Origin of the sequence: Nonomuraea sp. NPDC050536 (assembly GCF_044457685.1) — a bacterium.
Classification (GTDB): domain Bacteria; phylum Actinomycetota; class Actinomycetes; order Streptosporangiales; family Streptosporangiaceae; genus Nonomuraea.
The window spans coordinates 553,555-577,323 of the sequence record NZ_JBITHD010000004.1 but is presented as its reverse complement, the minus strand read 5'-3'; the positions used below and the strand labels follow the sequence as shown (position 1 = coordinate 577,323).

Sequence of the window (23,769 nt, the reverse complement as noted above, 5' to 3'; positions counted from 1 at the left end):
CCAACCTTTCGCCGTGCCTAGCGTCGCATCCCTCGATACCGGGAGTCCAGATCTCGCTTACATCGGAGGTATCGCAAAACGGGGTTAGGAAACCTTCCTAAAGATTGGAGCGTTCCAAGCGTTGACGGATGTGTCAATTTGTGGGAACACGGTGAAAAGCTCCAATCTCTCGCCGAGTAACACCCCTCAGCCAGGAGCACCTATGAAGTTGCGCGCCCTCACCGGCGTCCTCGCACTAGTCGCCGGGATGTTAGCCGTCCTGACAGGTCCCGCCTCGGCCGCGCCCACGCGCTACGAGGCCGAGAACGCGACGATCTCCCAGGGTGTCGTGGAGTCCAACCACACGGGCTTCAGCGGCACCGGCTTCGTCAACGGCGACAACGTGGCCGGCTCCTACACGGAGTGGACGGTCAACGCCTCCAGCGCGGGCACCGCCACCATCGCCATCCGCTACTCCAACGGCACCACCGCCAACCGGCCGGGCGACGTCGCCGTCAACGGCAGCGTCGTGTCCGCCGCCAGGAACTTCCCGTCCACCACGAACTGGGACACCTGGGCCACCTCCACCCTGACCGCCCCGGTCAACGCGGGCAGCAACAAGATCCGCATCACCGCGACCACCGCGAACGGCAACCCGAACCTGGACTACGCCGACGTCGAGGTCTCCTCCACGGTCACCACCCAGTACCAGGCCGAGAACGCCACGATCTCGCAGGGCGTGGTGGCCACCAACCACACCGGCTTCACCGGCACGGGGTTCGTGGACTACGTGAACACGGTCGGCAGCTACATCGAGTGGAACGTCTCCGCCCCCGTGGCGGGCAGCGCCACGCTGGCCTTCCGCTACGCCAACGGCACCACGTCCGACAGGCCGATGGACATCACGGTCAACGGCACCACGACCAACAAGTCCTTCCCTGTCACCACGAACTGGGACACCTGGGCCACCGTCTCGCTCACCGCGAACCTCAACGCGGGCAACAACATCGTGCGCGCGACCGCGACCACCGCCAACGGCGGGCCGAACGTGGACAGGCTGGACGTGACCACGGGCACCAGCTCCGACACCGAGAAGCCGACCTCGCCCGGCCAGCCGACGTGCGACGACGCCAACAACACCGACACCACGATCCCGCTGGACTGGCCGCCGTCCACCGACAACGTGGGCGTGGTGGCCTACGACATCTACAACCTGGGCCAGCAGATCGCCACCGCCCCTGCCCCGCCGTACACGGTCACGGGGCTGAACGCGAGCACCACGTACACGATCTCGGTGTTCGCCCGCGACGCGGCCGGAAACGTCTCGCTGAGCAGCCCCGAGGTGGTCTGCCACACCAAGGCCCCCTCGGGTGACACGCCGCCCACCAAGCCGGGCACCCCGGCGATCTCCAACGTCACCGCGACCGGCGCGACCGCGACGTGGACCGCCTCCACCGACGACCACGGCGTGGCCTCCTACAAGGTGCGCAACCACGCCACCGGGACCGTGCTGGCCGCCGTGCCGGGCACGACCGCCTCGGTGCCGCTGGAGTGCAACACCACCTACACGCTCGACGTGGTGGCCGTGGACACCATCAACCAGAGCTCGACCCCGAGCGACCCGTCGAACTCCTTCACCACCCCGACCTGCGGCACGGTGCCGCAGTCGCCGACCACCGTGGCCGGCAGCTGGGACGTGCCGTGGGACATCGCCTGGTCGCCGGACGGCTCGCAGGCGCTGGTGACGGAGCGCGACACGTTCAAGGTCTTCAAGGTCTCGCCCACCGGGACCAAGACGCAGGTCGGCACCGTGCCCAATGTCGTCACCACGAACGGTGAGGGCGGCCTGATGGGCGTGCAGTTCTCGCCCACCTGGAACGGCACCACCGACCAGCAGGTGTTCTTCATGCACACCGCCTCAGAGGGCAACCGCGTCGCCACGATGAACTACACCGGCAGCGCGCTGTCGGGCTACACGGCGATCCTCACCGGCATCGACAAGAACCGCTACCACAACGGCGGTCGCATCCGCTTCGGCCCCGACCACTACCTGTACGTCACCACCGGCGACGCCCAGCAGGGCAGCAACGCGCCGAACCTGAGCTCGCTCAACGGCAAGATCCTGCGCATCACCAAGACCGGCGCGGCCGCCCCCGGCAACCCGTTCGGGACCCGCGTGTGGAGCTACGGCCACCGCAACCCGCAGGGCATCACCTGGGACTCCGCGGGCCGCATGTGGGAGTCGGAGCTGGGCAACTCGGCCTTCGACGAGCTCAACCTGATCCAGCCGGGCAAGAACTACGGCTGGCCCACCTGCGAGGGCACCTGCTCGACCTCCGGCATGACGAACCCGAAGTACCAGTGGGACGTCTCGGTGGCCTCGCCCAGCGGCATCGACTACGTCAACGGCGCCCTGTTCATGGCCGCGCTGCGCGGCCAGCGCCTGTGGCGGATCGTGCTCAACGGCGACAACGTCTCGTCCGTCAACTCCTACTTCAACGGCACGTACGGCCGGCTCCGCGCGGTGACGAAGGTGCCGGGAGCCAACGCCATCTGGTTCGGCTCCACGAACTCCGACAACAACGGCAACGGCACCGCCGACGTGATCCGCCGTTCCAACATCCAGTAACCGCCTGCCCTCTCCCGGCGGCCGCGTGCACTCCAGCGCGGCCGCCGGGCACATCCGCGTTCTTCGATGCAAGGCAGGAAAGGTGATCAGATGACGGTGTCACGCAGGGTGGTTCTGGGCTCGGCGTTCGGCGGGCTCGCCGTGGCGGCGTTCGGGGCCGACAGGGCCGAGGCCGCAGCGGGATGGACAGCGGGATGGACACTGGACAACCGGATGTCCACCGACGCCCAGTGGTCGGATTTCCTGAAAAATCAGGACTTACGGTGGACGGTGCTCCCGGCCGTCTGGCACGAGGGCCCGTTCCTCGGCGACGGCCTGCTGGGCAGCATGGTCTACCAGGAGCCGGGGACCAACAAGGTCCGCTTCACCACGCAGCACGGCCGGGTCCAGGACCACCGGCCGCAGTACGGCAGCGCGTTCGGCACGTGCCGCCTGCCCGTCGGCCACCTCACGCTCGATCCGGTCGGCAGCATCGTCGGCGTCGATTGGCGGCTGAGCCTGTGGGACGCCGAGCTGACCGGGACCATCACCACCACCTCCGGGAAGATCACGTTCACCGCGTTCATCCACGACGAGCTGTTCGTGGCCAGGGCCACGGCCTCCGGCTCGGAGCAGGCCGTCTGGACGTTTCACCCGGAGGCGGCCAACAGCCCGAAGGAGGCCTCCGAGGCCCCGCCGTCCGGCTACACGCACAACCCGGCCTGGACCACCAAGACCACCGGCGACGTCAAGCAGGTCCTGCAGGCCCTGGTGGGCGGCGGCCAGACCGCGACCGCCTACCGCCAGAGCGGCGACGTGCTCACGCTCGGCGTCGCCCACAGCTTCCCGTCCACCACGGCCGCCGCGACGGCCTCGCTGGCCAAGGTCCAGAACGCCAAGCCGTACGACGCCCTGCGGACCGACCATCAGGCGTGGTGGCACGCCTTCTACCGCAAGAGCTTCGTGTCGATCCCCGACCAGCGGCTGCAGGCCTTCCACTGGATCCAGCTCTACAAGGTGGCCTCCGCGACCCGGGCCGGCGCGCCGGTGATGGCCACGACCGGGCCGTGGCTGGAGCCCACGCCCTGGCCGGGCGTGTGGTGGAACCTCAACGTGCAGCTGGAGTACTGGCTGATCCACGGCTCCAACCATCTGGAGCTGGACTCGGTCACCAGCACGCTGGACGCCAACCGGGCGCAGCTGACCGCGAACGTGGGCAGCGCCTACCGCGCCGACTCCTCCGGCGTCGGGCGCAGCTCCGACATGTTCGCCACCAGGAGCGTGGGCACGCCGGGCAGCGGCGCCGAGGCCGGCGACCTGACGTGGGCGCTGCACAACGTCTGGCTGTCCTACCGGCACACGATGGACGAGGCGCTGATGCGCGACGTCCTGTTCCCGCTGCTGAAACGGGCGATCAACTACTACCTGCACTTCCTGGCCACGGGCTCGGACGGCAAGCTGCACCTGCCGTCCACGCTGTCGCCGGAGTACCCGGTGGTGCCGCCGCAGGACACCAACTACGACCTGGCGCTGATCCGCTGGGGCTGCCAGACGCTGCTCGACTCCGGGATCGACGACCCGCTCAGGACGACGTGGCAGCGGGTGCTGAGCACGCTCACGCCGTATCCGACCGACACCAACGGCTACATGATCGGCGCGAGCACGCCGTACGCGCAGTCGCACCGGCACTACTCCCACCTGCTGATGATCTACCCCCTGTACCTCGTCAACTGGGACCAGCCGGGCAACCGCACGTTGATCGAGAAGTCGATCGTGCGCTGGCACGCGCTCACCGGCGCCCACCGCGGCTACAGCTACACCGGCGCCGCGTCGATGTACGCCATGATGGGCCGCGGTGACACGGCGCTGTCGTACCTGATGAAGTTCTTCGACCCGGCCACGTCCTTCCCGTGCCGGGCCAACACGCACTACACCGAGGCGGGCCCGGTCATCGAGACGCCGCTGTCGGCCTCGCAGTCCATTCACGACCTGCTCTGCCAGTCGTGGGGCGGCACCGTCCGGATCTTCCCCGCCGTGCCCACGAGCTGGCCCGACGCCGCGCTCCACGACTTCCGCACCCAGGGCGCCTTCCTGGTCTCCGCCGTACGGCAGGCCGGGGTGACCCGCTTCGTCCGCGTCCGTTCGCTGGCCGGCGCTCCGCTCAAGCTCAAGCACGGGATGGCGGGCACGGTCACGGCGGTCTTGGACGACGGCACCCCGGCGGCCGTCACCGACCTGGGCGACGGCGTGGTGCAGATCGCGCTGGCCAAGGACCGCGAGGTGCTCGTCCACACGGGCACGCAACCGTCCCTGGTGATCGCGCCGGTGCCGATCTCCACGCCGGGTCCTGGCTGGGGGCTGCCCGGCGGCGCCGAGTACCAGGCGGAGGACGCGCGGATCTCGCAGGGCGTCGTGGAGTCCAACCACCTCGGCTACACCGGCACCGGGTTCGTCAACTTCGACAACGTCACAGGGTCCTACGCGGAGTTCACCGTGACGGTCGCGGCGGCCGGGCCGTACACGATCACCTTCCGCTACGCCAACGGCACCACCACCAACCGGCCGATGGACATCACGGTCAACGGCACGACCGTCAACCGCACGTTCACCGGCACCGGCTCGTGGGACACCTGGCAGACGCTGTCCATCACCGCCCAGTTCGCCGCGGGGGCCAACACGATCAGGGCGACGGGCACGACCGCGAGCGGGGGACCGAACCTCGACAAGATCACTATCGGATAGGACGTCATGGAACTGTCACGACGGCAGCTGGGGACCCTGGTCGGCGCCGCGCTCCTGGCCCCCTGCCTGCCCTCCCGCCCGGCCGCGGCGGCGACCGCGTGGAAGCTCATGTGGGCGCCGGAGGCGTCGGCCGACGGGCTGAACGCCTTCGAGACCGTGGAGGACGACCGGGCGAACTCCCACCCCGCCGGCCAGCCCCACATCTTCCCCGAGGGAGACAACTTCCGCTTCACCATGCACACGGTCGACCGCGACACGATGACCGACCGGCAGCGCCAGGAGGTGACCGGCAACCGCACCCCGTCCGGTTACCTGCAGTGGCTGTCCGGTGAGACGTGGCGGGTCACGTACTCGATGTACATCCCGAGCACGCTGAAGGCGACCACCACCTTCACCCACATCAGCCAGACCAAGATGCCCGGCACCGGCAGCCTGCCGATCACGGTCACCTCGCTGCGCAGGGTCAACGGCGTGCAGACCATCGAGCACAAGATCTTCCAGGAGGACATCCTGGTCGGCAGCACCCCGCTGGAACCGCTGCAGAACAAGTGGATCGACGCCGAGTACCAGATCAAGATCGGCAATTCGGGCTCGGTGCGCTGGATCCTGCGTTCCGGCGGCACGACGCTGGTGGACGCCACCAAGTCCGGCGACACGTTCATCGACGATCGCGTCCGCCCGAAGTGGGGCATCTACCGCTCCTTGGGCGACACGTCGGGCTCGCTGCAGGACTGCTACCTGCTGCTGACCAACATGCGCGCCTACAAGCAGGTCCAGGCCACCGCCACCAGGTACGAGGCGGAGAAGGCGACGATCTCCAAGGGCGTGTTCGAGAACACCCACACCGGCTTCTCCGGCACCGGCTACGTCAACACCGACAACGCGGCCGGATGCTACGTGCAGTTCTCCGTGTCCGGCGCCGCCGGGCCGGCCACGCTGACCATCCGCTACGCCAACGGCACCACAGCCAACCGGCCCATGGACATCTCGGTCAACGGGACGGTCGTGGCCTCCGGCGTCTCCTTCCCCTCGACCGGCACCTGGGACACGTGGGCCTCCAAGAGCATCACGGCGAACCTGGTCGCGGGGACCAACTCGATCCGGGTCACCGGCACCACCTCCAACGGCTGCCCCAACCTGGACTATCTGGAGGTCGTGCAATGAAATTTCGGGCTTTATTGGCTTTCGTCGGGTTGGTCGTGGGGCTGCTGGTCGCGGCGCCCGCCCATGCCGACCTGCAGAACCCGCGCCAGGCCTTCCTGCGCAACTCCATCGCCGGGCTGTTCCTGCACTGGGGCGAGCGCACCTCGCCGCAGCACACCAGTTGCACCCAGTGGGAGAACGACGTCACCAACGGCGGGTGGAGCCCGTCGTACTGGGTGAACGAGGCCAAGAAGCTGCACACCCAGTACATCGTGCTGGCGACCTTCCACTCACGGCTCGGCTATGCCCGGCCGTACCCGTCGAAGATCCCCGGCAGCTGTGCCACCAAGCGCGACTTCCTGGGCGAGCTCATCGACGCCGCGGACGCGCAGGGGCTGAAGGTCATCAACTACATGACCGACGACCCGCAGTGGCACAACGAGGGTCTCAGCTCCGGCGACTGGCTCAACTCCTCGGCCTTCTCCAGCTACGTGGGCCACAGCGTGGACCTGACCACCCGCGACGGGTTCGGCGAGTTCAGCTACCTGCAGTTCTTCGAGCAGATGCAGCGCTACCCGAAGCTGGCCGGCTTCTGGATCGACAACGACAACGCCTACTGGGAGAACCACGACCTCTACTCGCAGATCTACCAGCAGCGGCCGGACATGACGCTGTCGAACAACAACGAAGACACGCCGATCATGGACATGATCAGCAATGAGCAGAAGACCGGCATGACGCCGTCCTACGACTACCCGCAGGCGATCTACACGGCCGCGCCGCGGCTGATCGAGGCCGACTTCAAGCTGCCCTCCTCCGGCCCGTGGTGGTACGGCGGCACTGACTCCACCGTGGATTACAAGCTCACGCTCGGCCGCCTGATCACCAACGCCGGGTCGTCGGTGAAGGCGCTGATGGCCGAGACCGCCATGGTCAACGGCAAGTTCCCCACCCAGCAGGTCACCTTCAACAATTTCGCCAACGGCTACCTGGACGCGATCTGGGAGTCCCTCGGCGGCACCGAGGGCGGCGGCTACATGTACGGCGGGCTCAAACCGGGCTTCTGGAACAACGGCGCCCACGGCGTGACCACGATCAGCAAGACCGACCCGAACCGGCACTACGTCCACGTCATCACGCCGCCGTCGGGCAGCACGCTCTCGCTGCGGGACAACGGCTACGCCATCTCCGCGGTGACCAACCTGCGCACCGGCGCACCGGTCACGTTCACCCAGGCCAACGGCGTGCTGACGCTCAGCGGGATCTCCTCGTGGGACCAGTACGACACGGTGTTCAAGGTGATCTCGTCCGGCCGCGAGGGCGTCTACACCGGCGCCACGATGTCGGCCTCGTCCTCCACCAGCGGGCATCCCGCCGCGGCGGCCGGTGACGGCGACTACCTCACCTACTGGGACAGCAACGCGGCCGAGCCCGCCTCGCTCACCTTCGACCTGGGGTCCGCTCGGCGTGTCCAATATGTGGCTTTCAACCAGCGGGAGGACTCCACCGTCTACCCGTCGTCCGGATCGGCCCGGATCTCGACTTATCAGGTCTTCGTCAGCAACGACGGGACGAACTGGGGGAGCGCCGTCAAGACGGGCACGGTGCCGAACGCCCGCGGCGTCCAGTTCATCGACATCCCGACCACCAACGCCCGCTACGTCCGCCTGACCAAGACCGGCCACCACGGGATCTCCCGCTGGCGCGTCGACGAGGCCTGGGTGGGCGCCTACGTCGGCGGCACGACCCCGCCGCCCGGACGTTACGAGGCGGAGGACGCCACGATCTCGCAGGGCGTCTTCGAGAACACCCACACCGGCTTCTCTGGCACCGGGTACGTCAACGGCGACAACGTGGCCGGCTCGTACACGCAGTGGTCGTTCACCTCGCCCGCCGCCGGCACCTCCACGGTCCGGCTCCGGTACTCCAACGGCACCACCACCGACCGCCCCGCCGCCATCGCGGTCAACGGCACCACGGTGTACGGCTCGCGCGGCTACGGCTCCACCGGCACGTGGGACACCTGGGCGACCGACACGTTCACGGTGCCCGTCACCGCCGGGGCCAACACGCTGCGGGTCACCGCCACCACGGCGGGCGGCAACCCGAACCTGGACTACGTCGAAGTCGACCCGCCGGCCGCGGCGGGCGCCGACTACCAGGCCGAGGACGCCACGATCTCGCAGGGCGTGGTGGAGTCCAATCACACCGGCTTCACCGGCACCGGGTTCGTGAACTACGACAACGTCGCGGGGTCCTCCGTGGAGTTCGCCGTGAACGCCGCCTCCGCCGGGAACGCCGCCGTCACCCTGCGGTACGCCAACGGGACCACGGTCGACAGGCCGATGGACCTCGCGGTGAACGGCGCCACGGTCTCCTCGGGGCTGTCGTTCGGGCCCACCGCCAACTGGGACACGTGGGTCACGCAGACGGTGACCGTACCGCTGAACGCGGGCGCCAACACGATCAGGGCGACCGCCACCACCGCCAACGGCGGCCCCAACCTCGACAAGATCACGGTGGGACCATGAGAAAGCTGTGCGCGGCACTCGCCGCGGTCCTTCTGCTGGCGTTACCGACCCCGGCCAGGGCCTCCGACAACGGGCAGTCGATCAGGCCGGCCATGGGGTGGAGCAGCTGGAGCTTCGTGCGCCGCTGGCCCGACGAGAACAAGATGAAGGCGCAGGCCGACGCCCTGGTCAGCAGCGGCCTGGTCGACCACGGCTACGTCTACGTCAACCTGGACGACTTCTACCAGAAGTGCGACTCCAACGGGTTCGTCGTCGACTCCTTCGGCCGGTGGGCGGTCGACACGGCCAAGTTCCCCGGCGGGATCAAGGCGCTGGCCGACTACGTGCACGCCAAGGGGCTGAAGTTCGGCTTCTACGTCACGCCGGGGATCGCCAAGAACGCCGTGCTGAAGAACACGCCCGTCGAGGGAACGTCGTATCACGCGGCCGACATCGCCGACACCACGCAGACGCACAAGAACTACAACTGCAAGAACATGTACCGGCTGAAGTACTCCTCGCCGGGCGCGCAGGCCTTCATCAACTCCTGGGCCAACCTCATGGCCTCCTACGGCGTCGACTACCTCAAGATCGACGGCGTGGACGCCACCACCGTGGCCGACGTCGAGGCCTGGGACAAGGCGCTGCGGCAGACCGGCAGGCCGATCAACTTCGCGCTGTCGAACAACCTGCCCATCGCGCAGGCAACCACCTGGAAGCGGCTGGCCAACAGCTGGCGCACCCAGGGCGACGTCGAGTGCTACTGCGGCCCAGGGCCGAACGGCAGCGGCTTCCCGCTCACCGACTGGTCGCACGTGTCCTCCCGGTTCACCTCGGCATCCACCTGGCAGCCGTACGCGGGGCCGGGCGGGTGGAACGACTACGACTCGATCGAGATCGGCAACGGCGACCAGGTCGGGCTGACCGCCGACCAGCGGCGCTCGCACCTGACGCTGTGGGCGATGGCGGCGTCGCCGCTGCTGCTCGGCACCGACCTGACGAACCTGACCTCGGCCGACCTGGCGATGCTCACCAACGACCGGATCATCGCCGTCGACCAGGACGGCGTGGCCGCCCAGCGGGTCGTGAACTCTGGTGTCAACCAGGTCTGGCGTAAACAGGAGGCGAACGGCGACTACGTGGTGGCCCTGTTCAACACCGGCACGTCGGGCAACTCCACGGTCAGCGTCACCTGGTCCCAGGTGGGGTTCACGGGTTCCGCAGCGGTGACGAACCTGTGGTCGGGGGCTTCGGAGGGCACGATCGACTCCTCCTACAGCGCCACGCTCAGGCCCGGAGAGACCCGGCTGATCCGGGCGCATCCCAGCGCCGCCACGCCGCACTTCGAGGCGGAGAACGCCACGATCTCGCAGGGCGTGGTGGAGTCCAACCACACCGGGTACTCCGGCACCGGGTTCGTGAACTACGACAACGTCGTGGGGTCCTCCGTGGAGTTCTCCGTGAACGCCGCCTCCGCGGGGAACGCCGCCGTCACCCTCCGGTACGCCAACGGGACGACGGTCAACCGGCCGATGTCGGTGGCCGTCAACGGCACGGTGGTCGCGACCAGGGACTACCCCGCCACGGCGAACTGGGACACCTGGGCGAGCGACACGTTCACCGTGCCGGTCAGCGCCGGGCCCAACGCGATCCGGCTGACGGCCACCACGGCCAACGGCGGGCCGAACGTGGACTACCTCGACCTGGGGGCCGTCACGCCGGTCGGGACGGACTACCAGGCGGAGAACGCCACGATCTCGCAGGGCGTGGTGGAGTCCAACCACACCGGCTTCACCGGGACCGGGTTCGTGAACTACGACAACGTCGTGGGGTCCTCCGTGGAGTTCACGGTGAACGCCGCCTCCGCCGGGGACGCGTCGCTGACGCTGCGCTTCGCCAACGGCACCACGGCGGATCGGCCGATGTCCGTGACCGTCAACGGGACCGTGGTGGCGTCCACGCTGTCCTTCCCGCCGACGGCCAACTGGGACACCTGGTCCACCCAGACCCTGACAATTCCGCTGAACGCCGGGGCCAACACGATCCGCGCCACCGCCACCACGGCGAACGGCGGTCCGAACCTCGACCGCATCACCGTCTCCTGACCCCACCTCCCCGCCCTGGGCACCACTCGGGCGGGGAGGTGGCTCCTCCCCGGTCCCGGGATGACTTCGGGTTCTCGGGTGGTTGAAACGAGCCGTGGAGAAGATCGAGGTCGTCGTGATCGGCGCTGGGCAGGCGGGCCTGTCCAGCGCCTACTTCCTGCAGCGTTTCGGCTTCGACCTGCGCGTGCTCGACGCCGCCGAGGGCCCGGGCGGGGCGTGGCGGCACCGGTCGCCGTCGCTGACCATGGACAAGGTGCACGGCATCTTCGACCTGCCAGGCGTCCATCGGGAGGCCGAGGTCGACGGCCGGCGTCCGGCCGCCAGCGTGGTGCCCGAGTACTACGGCGACTACGAGCGCAGCGTCGAACTGCCCGTCCTGCGCCCGGTCAAGGTCACCGCCGTCACCCGCGGTGACGACCGCCTGATCGTCACCGCCGACGTGGGGGAGTGGGCCGCCAAGGCCGTGGTCAACGCCACCGGCACCTGGACGCGCCCCTACTGGCCGTACTATCCCGGCGCCGCGGACTTCCAGGGCAGGCAGCTCCACTACGCGAGCTACCGCGGACCGGAGGAGTTCGCCGGCCGTCGCATGGTGATCGTCGGCGGCGGCGCCTCGGCCATGCACGTGCTGTCGGAGCTGGCCGGCGTGGCCGCGAGCACCACCTGGGTGACCCGCCGCCCGCCCGTCTGGCGTGACGACGACTTCGGCGAGGACGCCCGCAGGCAGGCCGTGGCCCTGGTCGAGGCGCGCGTCAGGGCCGGGCTTCCGCCGCAGAGCGTGGTCAGCGTCACGGGCCTGGGTTACACGCCCGTCGTCCGCGAGGCCCTCTCGAAGGGCGCGCTGGATCGCCTGCCCATGTTCTCCCGCATCACCCCGGACGGCGTGACCTGGCCCGACGGCGGCCACCTGCGGGCCGACACGATCATCTGGGCCACCGGCTTCCGCTCGGCCCTCGACCACCTCGCCCCCCTCCACCTGCGCGAACCGGGCGGCGGCATCAAGCTCGACGGCACCCGGGTGCTCGCCGAGCCCCGCCTCCACCTGGTCGGCTACGGCCCCTCGGCCAGCACCATCGGCGCCAACCGCGCCGGCCGCACCGCCGCCCACTCCATCCGCCACCTCCTCACCCCCGCCGCATAGCCCCCGCCGCCCGCCTTCCCCTCCCACCGCCTGCCTGACGCCGCACCCTCGCCCGCCTGGCTTGCCTCCCGCCGTCTGGCTTGCCCTCTTGCCGCACTCTCCTGCCGCCTGGTTTCCCCCCGCTGCCTGACGACGCTGCACCCCCGCGCCCGCCCGGCTTTCCCTCCTGCGGGGTGGAGGGAGGGGTCGGCTGGGGTGGGGCTAGTGGTAGGCGTGGACGACGGCGTGGCCCTTGCCCTTGCCGATGATCCACTTGTTGATGGGGGTGGTCACCAGGAAGGCGATCACCAGGGAGAAGGCCAGCGAGAGCCAGAAGAGCAGCTGGCCGAGGCCCGCGTTCATGGCACCGGGGACGACCACCATGACGCCGTTGTCCACGATCTCCATGACGATGATCGAGACCGTGTCCGCGGCCAGGGCCACCCGGAGCGCCTGGCCGAACGTCAGGCCCGCCTTGAGCACGCCGCGCATCGTGAGCGCGTACCCGGACACGAAGGCCAGGACGATCGCCAGGATCACCGTCGGCAGGTTCGACCAGCCGAAGGCGGTGCCGATCACCATGCCCAGGATCTCGCCGATGGCGCATCCCGTCAGGCAGTGCAGCGTGGCCTGCGCCGCCATCTTCCAGGACGTCCCGCCCCCACCATGCCCGCCATGCTGACCGTGCCCACCATGCGCGTCATGTCCGGCGTGCCCGGCATGCTGACCGTGCCCGGCATGCCCGCCATGTGCGTCATGCCCCGAAGCCGTGCCATGACCGGAAGGCGTGCCATGTCCGGGGTGCGGGTCGTGCCCGGGCTGGGGGGTGTGGGCGGCGTGGTCTTTGTGGGAGTGCGTAGACATGGGGTCCTCGGTTCGTCATCGTCAAGCGGACACCAGGTATATACCCCATGGGGGTACTAGGGCAACTCCGTGACCCCGAAGGCCGTCCACCCGCGCGCGGGAAAGCCGGCCGCCTCGGCGACCGCCGCGGAGGCCGCGTTGGACGTGGCGTGCATGTAGGTGGGCACCGCACCCTCGTCCAGCACCCGCCGGGCCGCCTGCGCGACCAGTCGCCGGGCGAGCCCGCGTCCCCGCGCGGCGGGAGCCGTCACGACGGAGAGCTCGTGGCCGTACTCGTCGTGCCGCTTGACCCCCACCCCGGCCAGGTGCTCGCCCGAGCCGGGATCCACCGCCACCAGCACCTCCCCGCCAAAGGGGTGCAGCCACTCCGGTACGCCGGGGGAGGAGGCGGGAACCCAGATGCCCGCGTCCGCCAGCGCGGCGGGAGCCGTACTCCAGCGATAGACCGCCGTGAACCAGCCCCGCCGCGGATAACCGACCAGAGCGGGAATCTCGGACGGGGAGGAGGCGGCGGCGACGCGCGCGGCGTGCTCGGGCGCCACCGAGAGCACGCCGCCGTCGGGCGAGCCCACGCCGATCGCCGGATGGACGAGCCCGTCCCAGCCGGGCTCGGACCGCCGCGGGGATCCGATCACGTCGAGATCGCCCGAGGGCGGCCACGCACCCAGCCAATGTCGCAAATGTTCCGTTAGTGCCACGCGCCGAACTATACGGAGTAGTAAATCCCAAGCCGGCGGTAGGCCTCGACAGCGGGTGTTACCGCGGGTTAACGTCCCGACACAAGGATCTTTGTCTGACAGGGGGATACCCTCATGCAGGTTCCCGGCTACACCGAAGTACGGGAGCTGGGGCACGGCGGGGCGGGGCGCGTCATGCTGGCCGTGCGCGATTCGGACGGGTTACCGGTCGCGATCAAGCACTTATCGGAGAAGCTGCTCCAGGACCAGGAGTTCGTCGAGCGGTTCCGCGCCGAGGCGCTGGTGATCAAGGAGCTCGACAGCCCGCACACCGCCCGGCTGCTCGAGTACGTCGAGGGTGACGGCGACGCCGTCATCGTGATGGAGCTGGTCGACGGCGTCACGCTGCGCCGCATGCTGCAGCACGAGGGCGGCACCGGGCCGGAGGCGGCGCTCGCCGTACTGAAGGGGGCGCTGCTGGCGCTGGCCGAGGCGCACAGGCACGGCGTGGTCCACCGCGACTTCAAGCCGGAGAACGTGATCGTCTCCCAGGACGGCGACAGCAAGCTCGTCGACTTCGGCGTGGCCGTGCACTCGGGCGAGAGCATGCCGCTGGTCGGCACCCCCTCCTACATGGCGCCCGAGCAGTGGGAGGACGCCCCCGCCAGCCCCGCGACCGACGTCTATGCCGCCAGCGTGGTGTTCTTCGAGTGCCTGACCGGGCACAGGCCCTTCCTCGGCGACAACATCGCGGCGCTGGCCTACCAGCACCAGAACGTGCCGCCGCCGGTCGAGAATGTGGCCGAGCCGATCAGGGCGCTGGTCGAGCACGGGCTGGCCAAGGACCCCGCGGACCGTCCCGTGTCGGCCGAGGCGTTCCTGGCGGAGTTGGAGGCCACCGCTGCCGCGGCCTACGGCGGTGACTGGGAGGAGCGCGGCCGCGCCGGGCTCGGCGCGCTGACGCTGCCGTTCACGGCGCTGCTGCCGCTGAGCTTTTCTGCCGCCGAGGGCAGCACGAGCCTGTTCAGCAGCACGCTCTCGCCGCCCGGCAAGCTGATCGTGACCGGCGGGCTGGTGGTGGCGACCGCGGTGGCGGTGATCTCGGCCTTCTCCGTCTGGAACAGCAGCCCGAGGGAGAACGTCAGCGCCTTACCGCCCCCGACCAGGACCCTGCAGGCCTCCACCCCGCCGCAGACCCCCACAGCGGAACCCGCCACGCCGGAGCCGAGCCTGACCCCGCCCACGATCACCGACCCGGTCACCGCCGGGCCCGTCTTCACGCCGGGCCCGACGGGCACGACGGCCCCCGAACCCACCAACACCAGGGAGCCCACGGCCCAGCCCACGCGACAGCCGACGAGGGAACCCACCAGGCAGCCCACGAGGCAGCCGACCGGGCAGGCGACCAGCCAGCCGACCAGGGAGCCCACCCGCACGCAGCAACCCACGAGAACCCAGGAGCCCACCAGGCCGCCGACCCAGCAGCCCACGAGAACCCAGCAGCCCCCCACCTCGAACCCCCCGGACACGGCCGCCAGGCCCAAGCCGCTGCTGTCGGTGTCGGTCAAGGTGTCGCTGGACGTGCCGGTGCTCAGCGGCAAGGGCGACGGCCTGCTGGACGCCGACGTGGGTCTCGGCGTCGGCACGGGCCTTCTCGGGTTCGTGGTCGTGCCGGGCTCGGTGCTGCTCGGCAGGCAGCTCGTCGTCCGCCGGACCAGGCGCGAGCGCGATAGCGAAATGACCTGATTGCCGGTCCGGTCCAGACATCCCCTACTATCGTCCATCGGGAAAGAGGGCACCCCCGGGCCTGACCTGGTCTCGCCCTGCCGTTCGGGCGAAGGAGAAGTGTGCCGGTAGCGTCCCGCTGGGGCCTCTTCCTCGCATTGTTCGGCGCGATCCTCCTGGTCATGCAGACCGCCACGGCCGGGCTCGCCGCGCCCAAGCCCACGGTCAAGCAGCTCAAGAAGGAGCTGGCCGACCTGCAGAAGCAGTCGGACGCGCTCATCAAGGACTACTACAACCGCCGGATAGAGCTGCTGAAGGCCGACAAGACCGAGAAGGCGGCGGCGGCCAAGCTGACGGCCGCCCAGGAGGTCTACGACCGGGAGGCCGTGGCCCTCAGGGAGATGGCCGTCACCCAGTACACTGGCGGCGGCGCCAACCTCTTCGCCATGATGGCCGGCAGCGACGACCCCGGCGCGCTGCTCGACCAGCTGGCGCTGGCCCAGCACCTGGTCGACTCGCAGAACGCCCGGCTGAGCGGCTTCGCCGCGGTCCGTGACGGCTACCAGCAGGCCGAGGCGGAGGCCGCGGCCCGGGCCAAGGAGCTGGCGGCGCTGGTGGCGGACCTCGGCACCCGCAAGAAGCAGGCGGAGAAACTGATCGACAAGATCAGGAACAAGATCGACCAGCTCTACCACGCGCCCGGCGTCAGGCGTTCGGACGGCACCTGGGTGCCCCAGCTACCCGACGGGTCGGACAACATCACGCCCCGGATGCGCCTGGTCAGGGATCTGGTCAAGGAGCGCTTCGGCGACGACTTCGGCATCGGCTGCTATCGGACGATCCAGGACGGCGGTGAGCACCCGCTCGGCCGGGCCTGCGACTTCATGCTCAGCCGCGGCGGCTCGATGCCGACCGCCGCGGAGGTCGCCCGGGGCTACGCGATCGCCAACTGGGCGATCAAGAACGCCAAGCGGCTCGGCATCATGTACATCATCTACCGCCAGCGCATCTGGCACGTGAAACGCGGCTACTGGCGCACCATGTCCAACCGCGGCGGCGTCACCGCCAACCACTTCGACCATCCGCATATTTCCGTCTATTAGAGGATCTTTCGCTGGTACGGCGAGCCACGGCCACCGCCAATCTCCGCACTTCGGCCGGGCCCTGTCCAGGGAGACGCTCCTCCGGTGATACAGGGCCGGTCGCCGTAACGCCCCAGCGAGAAGCACCGGGACCCGACCAACCGGAACCCCAACAGCTGGGCCGGAACGCACGGGAAATCACTGCGTGGACGGGGCCGGCCGCCGTTGGATCGAGGAGTCGGGGGACGAGCCCGCGGCGGCCGGCCGGGCCGAGGTCGCACGGCGAGCGGATTCCGCCTCCGCCCGCCGTACACCTCGACCGATCAGTAGGCCGGGCGGATCAGTCCGACGAGGCCGTGCTTCTCGTCGTCGACCCCGGCGGCGAACCAGAGAGCGTTCCTGCCGCCGTTGGCCGCGGTGCCGGGCACCAGGCCCCACAGCCCGTCGACCGAGATCGCCGAGCCGTCGGCGCGGCGCAGCGGGCCCATGAAGCGGCCGCTGCGCCGGTCGAAGGCGTTGATCCGGCCGTCACCGAAGTTCCCGACCAGCAGGGCGCCGGCGAACGTGCCGAAGGAGCGCGGCGCCACCGTGATGGCCCACGGCGCGTTGAGCGGACCCCTGCTCGCGAAGCGCCGCAGGAAGTGCCCGCTCGCGGTGAACTGGCTGACGAACCCCCTGCCGGGACCCGCGATCTCGTCCGCCTCGCCCGGCTTGCGCTTGGCGTAGGCGACGAACACGGTGCCGCCGACGGCCGCCACGTTGAACGGGGCGTACCCGGGCGGCAGCCCGCGGTCGCGGAAGGCGCGGAAGGTCGGCAGCAGCCTGAAGTGGGAGTTGAAGACGTCGATCCGGCCGTTGAGGAAGTCCGCGGCCAGCAGGAACGGCCTGCCGTGGATCCACACCATGGTCAGGCCCTTGAAACTGGCCCCCTTGACCTTCGCGCCGAGCAGCGCGGTGGCCGGGTCGGCCTGCGGGTTCCAGCCGCGGATCGTCCCGCTCTCGGTGGCGGACAGGAACATCGCCGGGCCCGAGCCCTTCTTGGTGGAGACGACGAAGCCGTGCCCGGGGTTGAACACCTGCCCGGTCGGCCCGCCTGCCACCTTGACCTCCAGGCCCTGCTTGTGGACCGCTCCAGCGGCGCCGCCGCCGGAGTAGACGGTGGACAGGTCCTTGTCGGCGTCGGAGACCCACAGGAACTTTCCGATGGACATGCCCCACGGGTTGACCAGGTTGGGGTCGGTGATCTGGGCCTTGCCCGGCTGGTCGGACACCAGGTCGACCTCTTCGAACCGGGTCTGGCGATGGGCGGCCGCCGCCGAGGACTGGGCGGGGAGAGCGGTGGAGACGCTCAGGACGAGGGCCGCGGCGCACAAGGTGACGAGGGATGATTTTCGCCTGACTAACATCAGGCCTCCTTGGTTTGCGAGGGTGCGCTACGCAACAGACACGGCGAGGCGCCCGCGCCGGTTCAGAAGGATCTCCGCGCTCAGGCCTTGGCCAGCGCCGCCAGGAGGCGGTCCTCGGTCACTTCTGGCCCTGTGAGCTGGTCGGTGATGGCGCCGTCGCGCAGCACGACCACGCTGTCGCAGTTGTCCACCAGCTCGGCGACGTCGGAGGAGATCAGCAGGATCGCCAGCCCGTCCACGGCCAGCTCGTCGAGCAGCGCCTGCATCTCCAGCTTGGTGGCCACGTCGACGCCGCGGGTGGGCTCGTCGAGCAGCAGCACCCGCGGATGCATGGCCAGCCAGCGGGCCAGCAGCACCTTCTGCTGGTTGCCGCCGGACAGCTCCCCGGCGGGCTGGCGCGGCGAGACCGCCTTGATCGCCAGGCGGTTCATGAACGTGGTGACGATCCTGTCGATCTGCGCGTCCGACACGATGCCCGCCCTGGACAGCCGGGGGAGCGCGGCCAGCGCGATGTTGTCGCGCACCGACAGGCACAGCGGCTGAACTGAACGTTGCCCCGCCGCCCGCCAGATGATAGTCCGGTAACCGGAATATCGTTCGGTCCGGTCGGGAGGCGGGAGAAACAGCGTGCACGTTGAGGAGCAGGGATCGGGGCGGCCCGTCGTGCTGTGCCACGGCTTCCCCGAGCTGTCGTACTCCTGGCGCCACCAGCTGCCCGCACTGGCCGCCGCCGGATACCACGCGATGGCGCCCGACCAGCGCGGCTACGGGCGCAGCCCGATCCCGCCCGCGGTCGAGGACTACGACATCGACCACCTGACCGGCGACCTGTTGCGTCTGCTCGACGAGCGAGGGATCGAGCGGGCCGCGTTCGTGGGCCACGACTGGGGCGCGCTGGTCGTCTGGTCGCTGGCGCTCAGGGCGCCCGAGCGCGTGACGGGGATGGCCGCGCTGAGCGTGCCCTACCAGCGGCGCGGCGTGATGGGCTCGCGGGCCGCGATCGAGGCCGCCTACGCCGGCACCTGGTTCTACGTGCTCTACTTCCAGGAGCCCGGAGTGGCCGACGCCGACCTCGGCCGCGATCCCGCCACCACGATGCGCAGGATGATGGGCGCGCTCGGCGGCGGGCTCGCCGGCGCCGAGGACGGCCGCGGCCTCGTCGAACGGCTGCAGGAGCCGGGCGGCCCGCCCGACTGGCTCACCCAGGCCGACCTGGACCACTACGCCGCCGAGTTCGCCCGGACCGGATTCACCGGCGGCCTCAACTGGTACCGCAACCTCGACCGCAACTGGGAGCTGATGGCCCCCTACGACGGCGCCCCGGTCCGGGTGCCCGCCCTGTTCGTCGGCGGCACCCTCGACCCGACGCTGCGCAAGGATCGGGTGGAGTCGCTCGGCCGCTGGGTGCCCGACCTGCGGGGGACCGTGCTGATCGAGGGCGCGGGCCATTGGATCCAGCAGGAACGGCCGGACGAGGTCAACGCCGCCCTTCTGCACTTCCTCGACGGGCTCGACTGGACGGGCGCCTGAACCAGGCCAAGGTCATCGACGTGCCCTGGATATGAGAAAAGCACTCTTGGTGCCCGCCTTCCTCCTGGTCGCAGGATGTGGCAGCGCGGGTACCACCACCCAGAAAGCGGCGCCCAGTCCGACCCCGGTCCCGTACGTGGCGGGGGGCCAGAAGGCGGCGCCCAGTCCGACCTCGGTCCCGTACGTGGCAGAGGGCCAGAAAGCGGCGGCGCCCACTCCGACAGCGTCCACCTATGTGGCGGCGAACCGGACCGCGGCGCAGACGGTCAAGGCGGCCAACACCAAGATCGGACAGGTCATCGTCAACGGCAAGGGCATGACTCTGTACCACTTCGAGAAGGAGGAGAAGGGCACGCCCGCGTGCTACGGCCCGTGCACCGGCGAGTGGAAGCCCTACATCACGCAGGGCAAGCCGACGGCCACCGCGGGGGCCAATGCCGCCCTGGTGTCCATGGTCGCCCGCAAGGACGGCGCCATGCAGGTGACGTACGGCGGCCACCCGCTCTACACCTACGCGGACGACAAGAAGCCAGGTGACACCACCGGCCAGGACAAGAAGGAGTTCGGCTCCGACTGGTACGCGGTCAAGACCAACGGGCAGGCCGTGGAATAACGTAAGCGTCCTGCAAGCGATGATCGGCATAATGCCGTTATGCCGTCGATCGCCGCACTGAGAGAGAACGATCCAGCCGCCATCGGGGGGTATGAGCTGAAAGGGCGGCTGGGCGAGGGCGGCCAGGGCGTGGTGTACCTCGGAGCGGCCGACAGGGGGCAGCAGGCCGCGATCAAGTGGTTACGGCCGCATCTCGCCGGGGACGCCACCGCCGCGGAACGCTTCGCCAGGGAGGCGGCGGCCGCGCAGCGCGTGGCCCCGTTCTGCACGGCCAAGGTGCTGGCCACGGGGGTGCACGACGGGCGACCGTACATCGTCAGCGAGTTGGTGGACGGAAAGTCCCTGCACCGTGCGGTCGCCGAGGAAGGGCCGCGTGCGGAGTCGGCGCTGCACCGGCTGGCCATCGGCACGGTCACCGCGCTGGCCGCCATCCACCAGGCCGGGATCGTGCACCGCGACTTCAGCCCGAACAACGTGCTGCTCGGCGCCGAGGGCCCGCGCGTGATCGACTTCGGCATCGCCAAGGCGCTGGACGCCACGTCCACGATCACCTCGATGCCGGTGGGCACGCCCGCGTTCATGGCGCCGGAGCAGATCCTGGCCCATCCGGTCGGCCCGGCCGCGGACATGTTCGCCTGGGCCAGCACGATGGTCTACGCCGCCAGCGGGGTCGGCCCGTTCGCCGCCGAGTCCGTGCCGGCCACCATCCATCGCGTGCTCTACACCGAGCCCGACCTGAGCAGCGTCACCGGACCGCTGCGCGATCTGGTGGCCGCGTGCCTGTCCAAGGACCCGGCCCGCAGGCCCACCGCAGAGCAGGTGATCCTGCGCCTGCTCGAGCAGCCGAACTCCAACCCCGCCGAGCTGCGGCAGGCCGCCGCCCTGGTCAGCGGCAACGTCCCGCCGCAGCGGCAGTGGGCGCCGCCCGGCCTCCAGCCCCCGCCGCCACCGGGCCCGTACGGCATGCCCGCTCCCGCGCCGATGCCGCCGCGCCGCGGCAAGCGCGCCTTCGTGGTCGCCGGGATCGCCGCAGGTGTGGCCATCGTCGCCACGGTGGCCGTGGTCGCGGTGGCGCTGCGCAACCTGCCCAAGCCCACGCCCACGGCCGCCTCACAGCCGCCCGCCTCCCAGCCCGCCTCGCGGCCGGTCACGAGCCCGAGCCCGGCACCGGTGGCCACGTCCGGCCTGTCGTCGACGAAGCTGCCCGACACCACCGGCACGATCTTCGAGCACCCGTCCGACCCGGTCCGCCTGACCGGGTACTCGATCTACAACCCGAAGACCAAGGAGTGGATCGAGTACCCGCGCGACTCCCTGACCGGGCCCTTCAAACGCCGCTCCGACGTCGAGCAGATCCTGCTGTCACCCGACGGCAGGTACCAGGCACTGCGCACGAAGCACTTCGAGGACGGCTACGACGCGGTGGAGATCACCGACCAGGTGTCTGGCGAGAAGTTCACCGTCAAGACCACGCAGAAGCCGCAGAACGGCAGCCTCCAGGTGTGGTCGCGTGACAGCCGCCGGATCCTGGTCAACATCGGCGACTCCGGCAAGGACGGCGTCTGGCAGTCCACCGGATTCGGCATCGTCGACGTGGCCTCGCGCGACTTCAACGCCGTGACGCTGCGCGAGGGATCGCTGCGCGGGATCAACTACGGCTTCGACGACCGGCAGAGCGGCGTGGTCGTGATGGGCACCGACAGCAAGACGCAGGCGCTGCGTTTCTTCGACGAGCAGGGCACCAGCGTGCGCCGCGTGCCCAACGTGGGCGCCGGGCTGGCCAGGCGGCTGTTCTCCCCGGCGGGCCGCAAGTTCGCCACCGACTGTCCCGGCTTCGACAACAGCCGCACCACCTGCGTGTTCGACACCCAGACCGGCGCCGAGCTGAAACGCTTCGAGTCCGGGTGCGAGTACCCGCCGGAATGGTTCGACGAGGAACACGTGATGTGCTGGGCCAAGCCCGACGCCAAGGCCCCGCGGCAGCAGCTGCGCGTGCTGGACATGTCGGGCACGATGGTCCGCCTGCTGGCCGAGGTCCTGACCAACGCCGACAACGTCGACCTGATCTACTACGCCACGAAGGGCTAGCGGACCCGGCCGCGCGGCTTGAGCCGGGAGGTCGGCAGGACGGGCGCGGGCAGCGGATCGCCGTCGAAACCCTCGACGGAGCCGAAGCCCTCGCCCTCCATCCACTCCTTGCGGAAGGCGACGATCTCGTCGTGCCCGCGCCCGACGAAGTTCCACCACATGACGATCTCCTCGGCGAACGGCTCTCCGCCGATCAGCAGCACGCGCCCACCGCCCACGGTGACCGACGTCCGTCCCGGCGGCAGGTATCGCAGCGGAGCCCGCGGATCGTCCAGTGACAGCACCCCGTGCTCGAAGGCGGGATCCAGCGGCACCTCCGCCGTCTCGTCCACCGCGAGCTGCGCGCCGACCAGCGGGCTGTAGGCCGCCGCCGGCGACCTCGCCCCGGCGAACGTCCCCATGACCACGGTCGCCGTGTATCCAGGCCCGCTCACCTCGGGCAGGTCGGCGTGGTGCTCGAAGCCCGGCTCCACGTGCCGGTGCTCGCCCGGCAGCGCCACCCACAGCTGCACGCCGTGCAGCACACCCTCGGGCGACTCCTCCGAGTGCGAGATGCCCCGCCCCGCCGTCATCAGGTTGAGCTGCCCGGGACGGATGGTCTGCAGGCTGCCCAGGCTGTCGCGGTGCAGCACCTCGCCGGCCACCAGCCAGCTGACCGTCTGCAGCCCCGTGTGCGGATGTGGCGGCACCCGCATCGTGGCCACCTCGGGCCCGTAGGAGTCGACGAAGCACCACGCGCCGATCATGCGCCGGCGCACGCCCGGCAGCGCCCTGCGCACCTTCATCGCGCGCGGCCCGCCCAGCGGCACCTCGCGCGCCTCGAGCAGCTCGACATCGTCGCCACCGGCGCGCCCGCAGCGCAGCTCCCGCGGGTCCCGCTCCAGGTTGCTCATGCCACGACTGTACGGCTGCCGCCACGCCGTACCCGCGCCAGGACCAGAGTGGCCGGGGTCAGGCCACCACTCAACGGCGGCTACGTCGAGTCACCTCAAGCTTTCAACTTCTGTAGCGACGCAGAAGATGCCACCCGGCCGCGACACCGATCACAACCGCGGCGGCGACCCCCACCACGACGACGACGACGATCGTCGTGAGCGGCGTTCCGGCCGGACTTCCGGTGTCCGTCGCGGCGGCGGCCTTCAGCGATGGCGGGGCCGCCTGCGCCGGCTCGGGCGCGGCGGTGATGTCTCGTGCCACCACGTTCACGATCTTCTTCGCCTCAGTGGGTTCGGTCGTGGTAACCGTGACACGCCATTCGCCGCTCGGCAGCGGCTCGGCCGCGTTGTAGAGGTTTTGGCCCTCGGGCGCCGAGACGAGCCGGACCGGCCCGAAGGAACCGCCGTTGGTGGAGGTCGCGGTCACCGTCCCGACGACAGCGTCCCTGACCGGATGACGATCCTTCTTCCAGGTGACCACGATGTTGACGCCATGGCTGCCGTCTCCGGCCACCTCCAGGACGATCGGCCCGCCATGGGCGTAGGCCGCGGGTGCGCCAAGCAGCAAAACGAGCCAGGCGAACAGGACAGCCGCTACGGCCTTCTTCAGTGCCATGTTCACGGACGTTGACTCCCCTCGGG

18 protein-coding genes are annotated in these 23,769 nt (G+C 69.9%); 11 read left to right on the top strand and 7 right to left on the bottom strand.

What is annotated here, in order from left to right:
- The first annotated feature begins 202 nt into the window (after nucleotides 1–202).
- The 6 genes from ACIBHX_RS15860 (at nucleotide 203) to ACIBHX_RS15835 (ending at nucleotide 12,228) form a co-directional block, all read left to right on the top strand.
- Nucleotides 203–2,608, top strand: coding sequence for a PQQ-dependent sugar dehydrogenase (locus ACIBHX_RS15860; protein WP_397067793.1), 2,406 nt, complete (start codon nucleotides 203–205; stop codon nucleotides 2,606–2,608).
- A 90-nt stretch (nucleotides 2,609–2,698) separates the two neighbouring features.
- Nucleotides 2,699–5,329, top strand: coding sequence for a glycosyl hydrolase family 95 catalytic domain-containing protein (locus ACIBHX_RS15855; RefSeq protein WP_397067792.1), 2,631 nt, complete (start codon nucleotides 2,699–2,701; stop codon nucleotides 5,327–5,329).
- 6 nt (nucleotides 5,330–5,335) lie between these two features.
- A complete protein-coding gene (locus tag ACIBHX_RS15850; protein WP_397067791.1) occupies nucleotides 5,336–6,493 on the top strand; it encodes a carbohydrate-binding protein in 1,158 nt (385 codons plus the stop codon).
- On the top strand, nucleotides 6,490–9,003 hold the full coding sequence (locus ACIBHX_RS15845; RefSeq protein ID WP_397067790.1) for a carbohydrate-binding protein: 2,514 nt from the start codon (nucleotides 6,490–6,492) through the stop codon (nucleotides 9,001–9,003). Before ACIBHX_RS15850 ends, ACIBHX_RS15845 begins: the two co-directional genes overlap by 4 nt.
- Nucleotides 9,000–11,087 carry a carbohydrate-binding protein gene (locus ACIBHX_RS15840; protein ID WP_397067789.1) on the top strand — a complete coding sequence of 696 codons (2,088 nt, stop codon included), beginning with the start codon at nucleotides 9,000–9,002 and terminating at the stop codon, nucleotides 11,085–11,087. Before ACIBHX_RS15845 ends, ACIBHX_RS15840 begins: the two co-directional genes overlap by 4 nt.
- A 94-nt stretch (nucleotides 11,088–11,181) precedes the next feature.
- Nucleotides 11,182–12,228, top strand: coding sequence for an NAD(P)-binding domain-containing protein (locus ACIBHX_RS15835; protein WP_397067788.1), 1,047 nt, complete (start codon nucleotides 11,182–11,184; stop codon nucleotides 12,226–12,228).
- A 201-nt stretch (nucleotides 12,229–12,429) separates the two neighbouring features.
- Here the strand turns inward: ACIBHX_RS15835 and ACIBHX_RS15830 are convergent, their stop codons facing one another.
- The 3 genes from ACIBHX_RS15830 to ACIBHX_RS15820 all read right to left on the bottom strand — a co-directional run bounded on the left by ACIBHX_RS15830 (nucleotide 12,430) and on the right by ACIBHX_RS15820 (nucleotide 13,706).
- The gene (locus ACIBHX_RS15830; RefSeq protein ID WP_397067787.1) at nucleotides 12,430–12,849 is read right to left on the bottom strand and encodes a DUF4396 domain-containing protein; all 420 of its coding nucleotides are present in this window, start codon (nucleotides 12,847–12,849) and stop codon (nucleotides 12,430–12,432) included.
- A complete protein-coding gene (locus ACIBHX_RS15825; protein ID WP_397067786.1) occupies nucleotides 12,819–12,983 on the bottom strand; it encodes a hypothetical protein in 165 nt (54 codons plus the stop codon). Before ACIBHX_RS15825 ends, ACIBHX_RS15830 begins: the two co-directional genes overlap by 31 nt.
- Before the next feature lie 144 nt (nucleotides 12,984–13,127).
- Nucleotides 13,128–13,706 carry a GNAT family N-acetyltransferase gene (locus ACIBHX_RS15820; protein ID WP_397067785.1) on the bottom strand — a complete coding sequence of 193 codons (579 nt, stop codon included), beginning with the start codon at nucleotides 13,704–13,706 and terminating at the stop codon, nucleotides 13,128–13,130.
- 177 nt (nucleotides 13,707–13,883) lie between these two features.
- Here ACIBHX_RS15820 and ACIBHX_RS15815 point away from each other — a divergent pair, with 177 nt between their 5' ends.
- Nucleotides 13,884–15,494 carry a protein kinase gene (locus tag ACIBHX_RS15815; protein ID WP_397067784.1) on the top strand — a complete coding sequence of 537 codons (1,611 nt, stop codon included), beginning with the start codon at nucleotides 13,884–13,886 and terminating at the stop codon, nucleotides 15,492–15,494.
- A gap of 101 nt (nucleotides 15,495–15,595) precedes the next feature.
- Nucleotides 15,596–16,576 (top strand): coiled-coil domain-containing protein, encoded by a 981-nt coding sequence (locus tag ACIBHX_RS15810; RefSeq protein ID WP_397067783.1) that lies wholly within the window; start codon nucleotides 15,596–15,598, stop codon nucleotides 16,574–16,576.
- 302 nt (nucleotides 16,577–16,878) lie between these two features.
- Here the strand turns inward: ACIBHX_RS15810 and ACIBHX_RS15805 are convergent, their stop codons facing one another.
- Entirely contained in the window at nucleotides 16,879–17,961 is a 1,083-nt protein-coding gene (locus ACIBHX_RS15805; protein ID WP_397067782.1) for a TIGR03118 family protein, read from the bottom strand.
- Nucleotides 17,962–18,041: 80 nt separating this feature from the next.
- The gene (locus ACIBHX_RS15800; protein WP_397067781.1) at nucleotides 18,042–18,485 is read right to left on the bottom strand and encodes an ATP-binding cassette domain-containing protein; all 444 of its coding nucleotides are present in this window, start codon (nucleotides 18,483–18,485) and stop codon (nucleotides 18,042–18,044) included.
- A gap of 103 nt (nucleotides 18,486–18,588) precedes the next feature.
- Between ACIBHX_RS15800 and ACIBHX_RS15795 the strand changes: the two genes are divergently transcribed.
- The 3 genes from ACIBHX_RS15795 (at nucleotide 18,589) to ACIBHX_RS15785 (ending at nucleotide 22,192) form a co-directional block, all read left to right on the top strand.
- Entirely contained in the window at nucleotides 18,589–19,491 is a 903-nt protein-coding gene (locus ACIBHX_RS15795; RefSeq protein WP_397067780.1) for an alpha/beta fold hydrolase, read from the top strand.
- Between the two features lie 235 nt (nucleotides 19,492–19,726).
- Nucleotides 19,727–20,104 (top strand): hypothetical protein, encoded by a 378-nt coding sequence (locus ACIBHX_RS15790; RefSeq protein ID WP_397067779.1) that lies wholly within the window; start codon nucleotides 19,727–19,729, stop codon nucleotides 20,102–20,104.
- A 39-nt stretch (nucleotides 20,105–20,143) separates the two neighbouring features.
- Nucleotides 20,144–22,192, top strand: a complete 2,049-nt coding sequence (locus ACIBHX_RS15785) for a serine/threonine protein kinase (protein ID WP_397067778.1) — start codon at nucleotides 20,144–20,146, stop codon at nucleotides 22,190–22,192.
- Here ACIBHX_RS15785 and ACIBHX_RS15780 read toward each other — a convergent pair.
- Both ACIBHX_RS15780 and ACIBHX_RS15775 read right to left on the bottom strand, forming a co-directional pair.
- Entirely contained in the window at nucleotides 22,189–23,085 is an 897-nt protein-coding gene (locus tag ACIBHX_RS15780; RefSeq protein ID WP_397067777.1) for a pirin family protein, read from the bottom strand. The two genes, ACIBHX_RS15785 and ACIBHX_RS15780, sit on opposite strands and share 4 nt — an antisense overlap.
- A 103-nt stretch (nucleotides 23,086–23,188) precedes the next feature.
- Nucleotides 23,189–23,749, bottom strand: a complete 561-nt coding sequence (locus tag ACIBHX_RS15775; protein ID WP_397067776.1) for a hypothetical protein — start codon at nucleotides 23,747–23,749, stop codon at nucleotides 23,189–23,191.
- Between the last annotated feature and the right edge of the window lie 20 nt (nucleotides 23,750–23,769).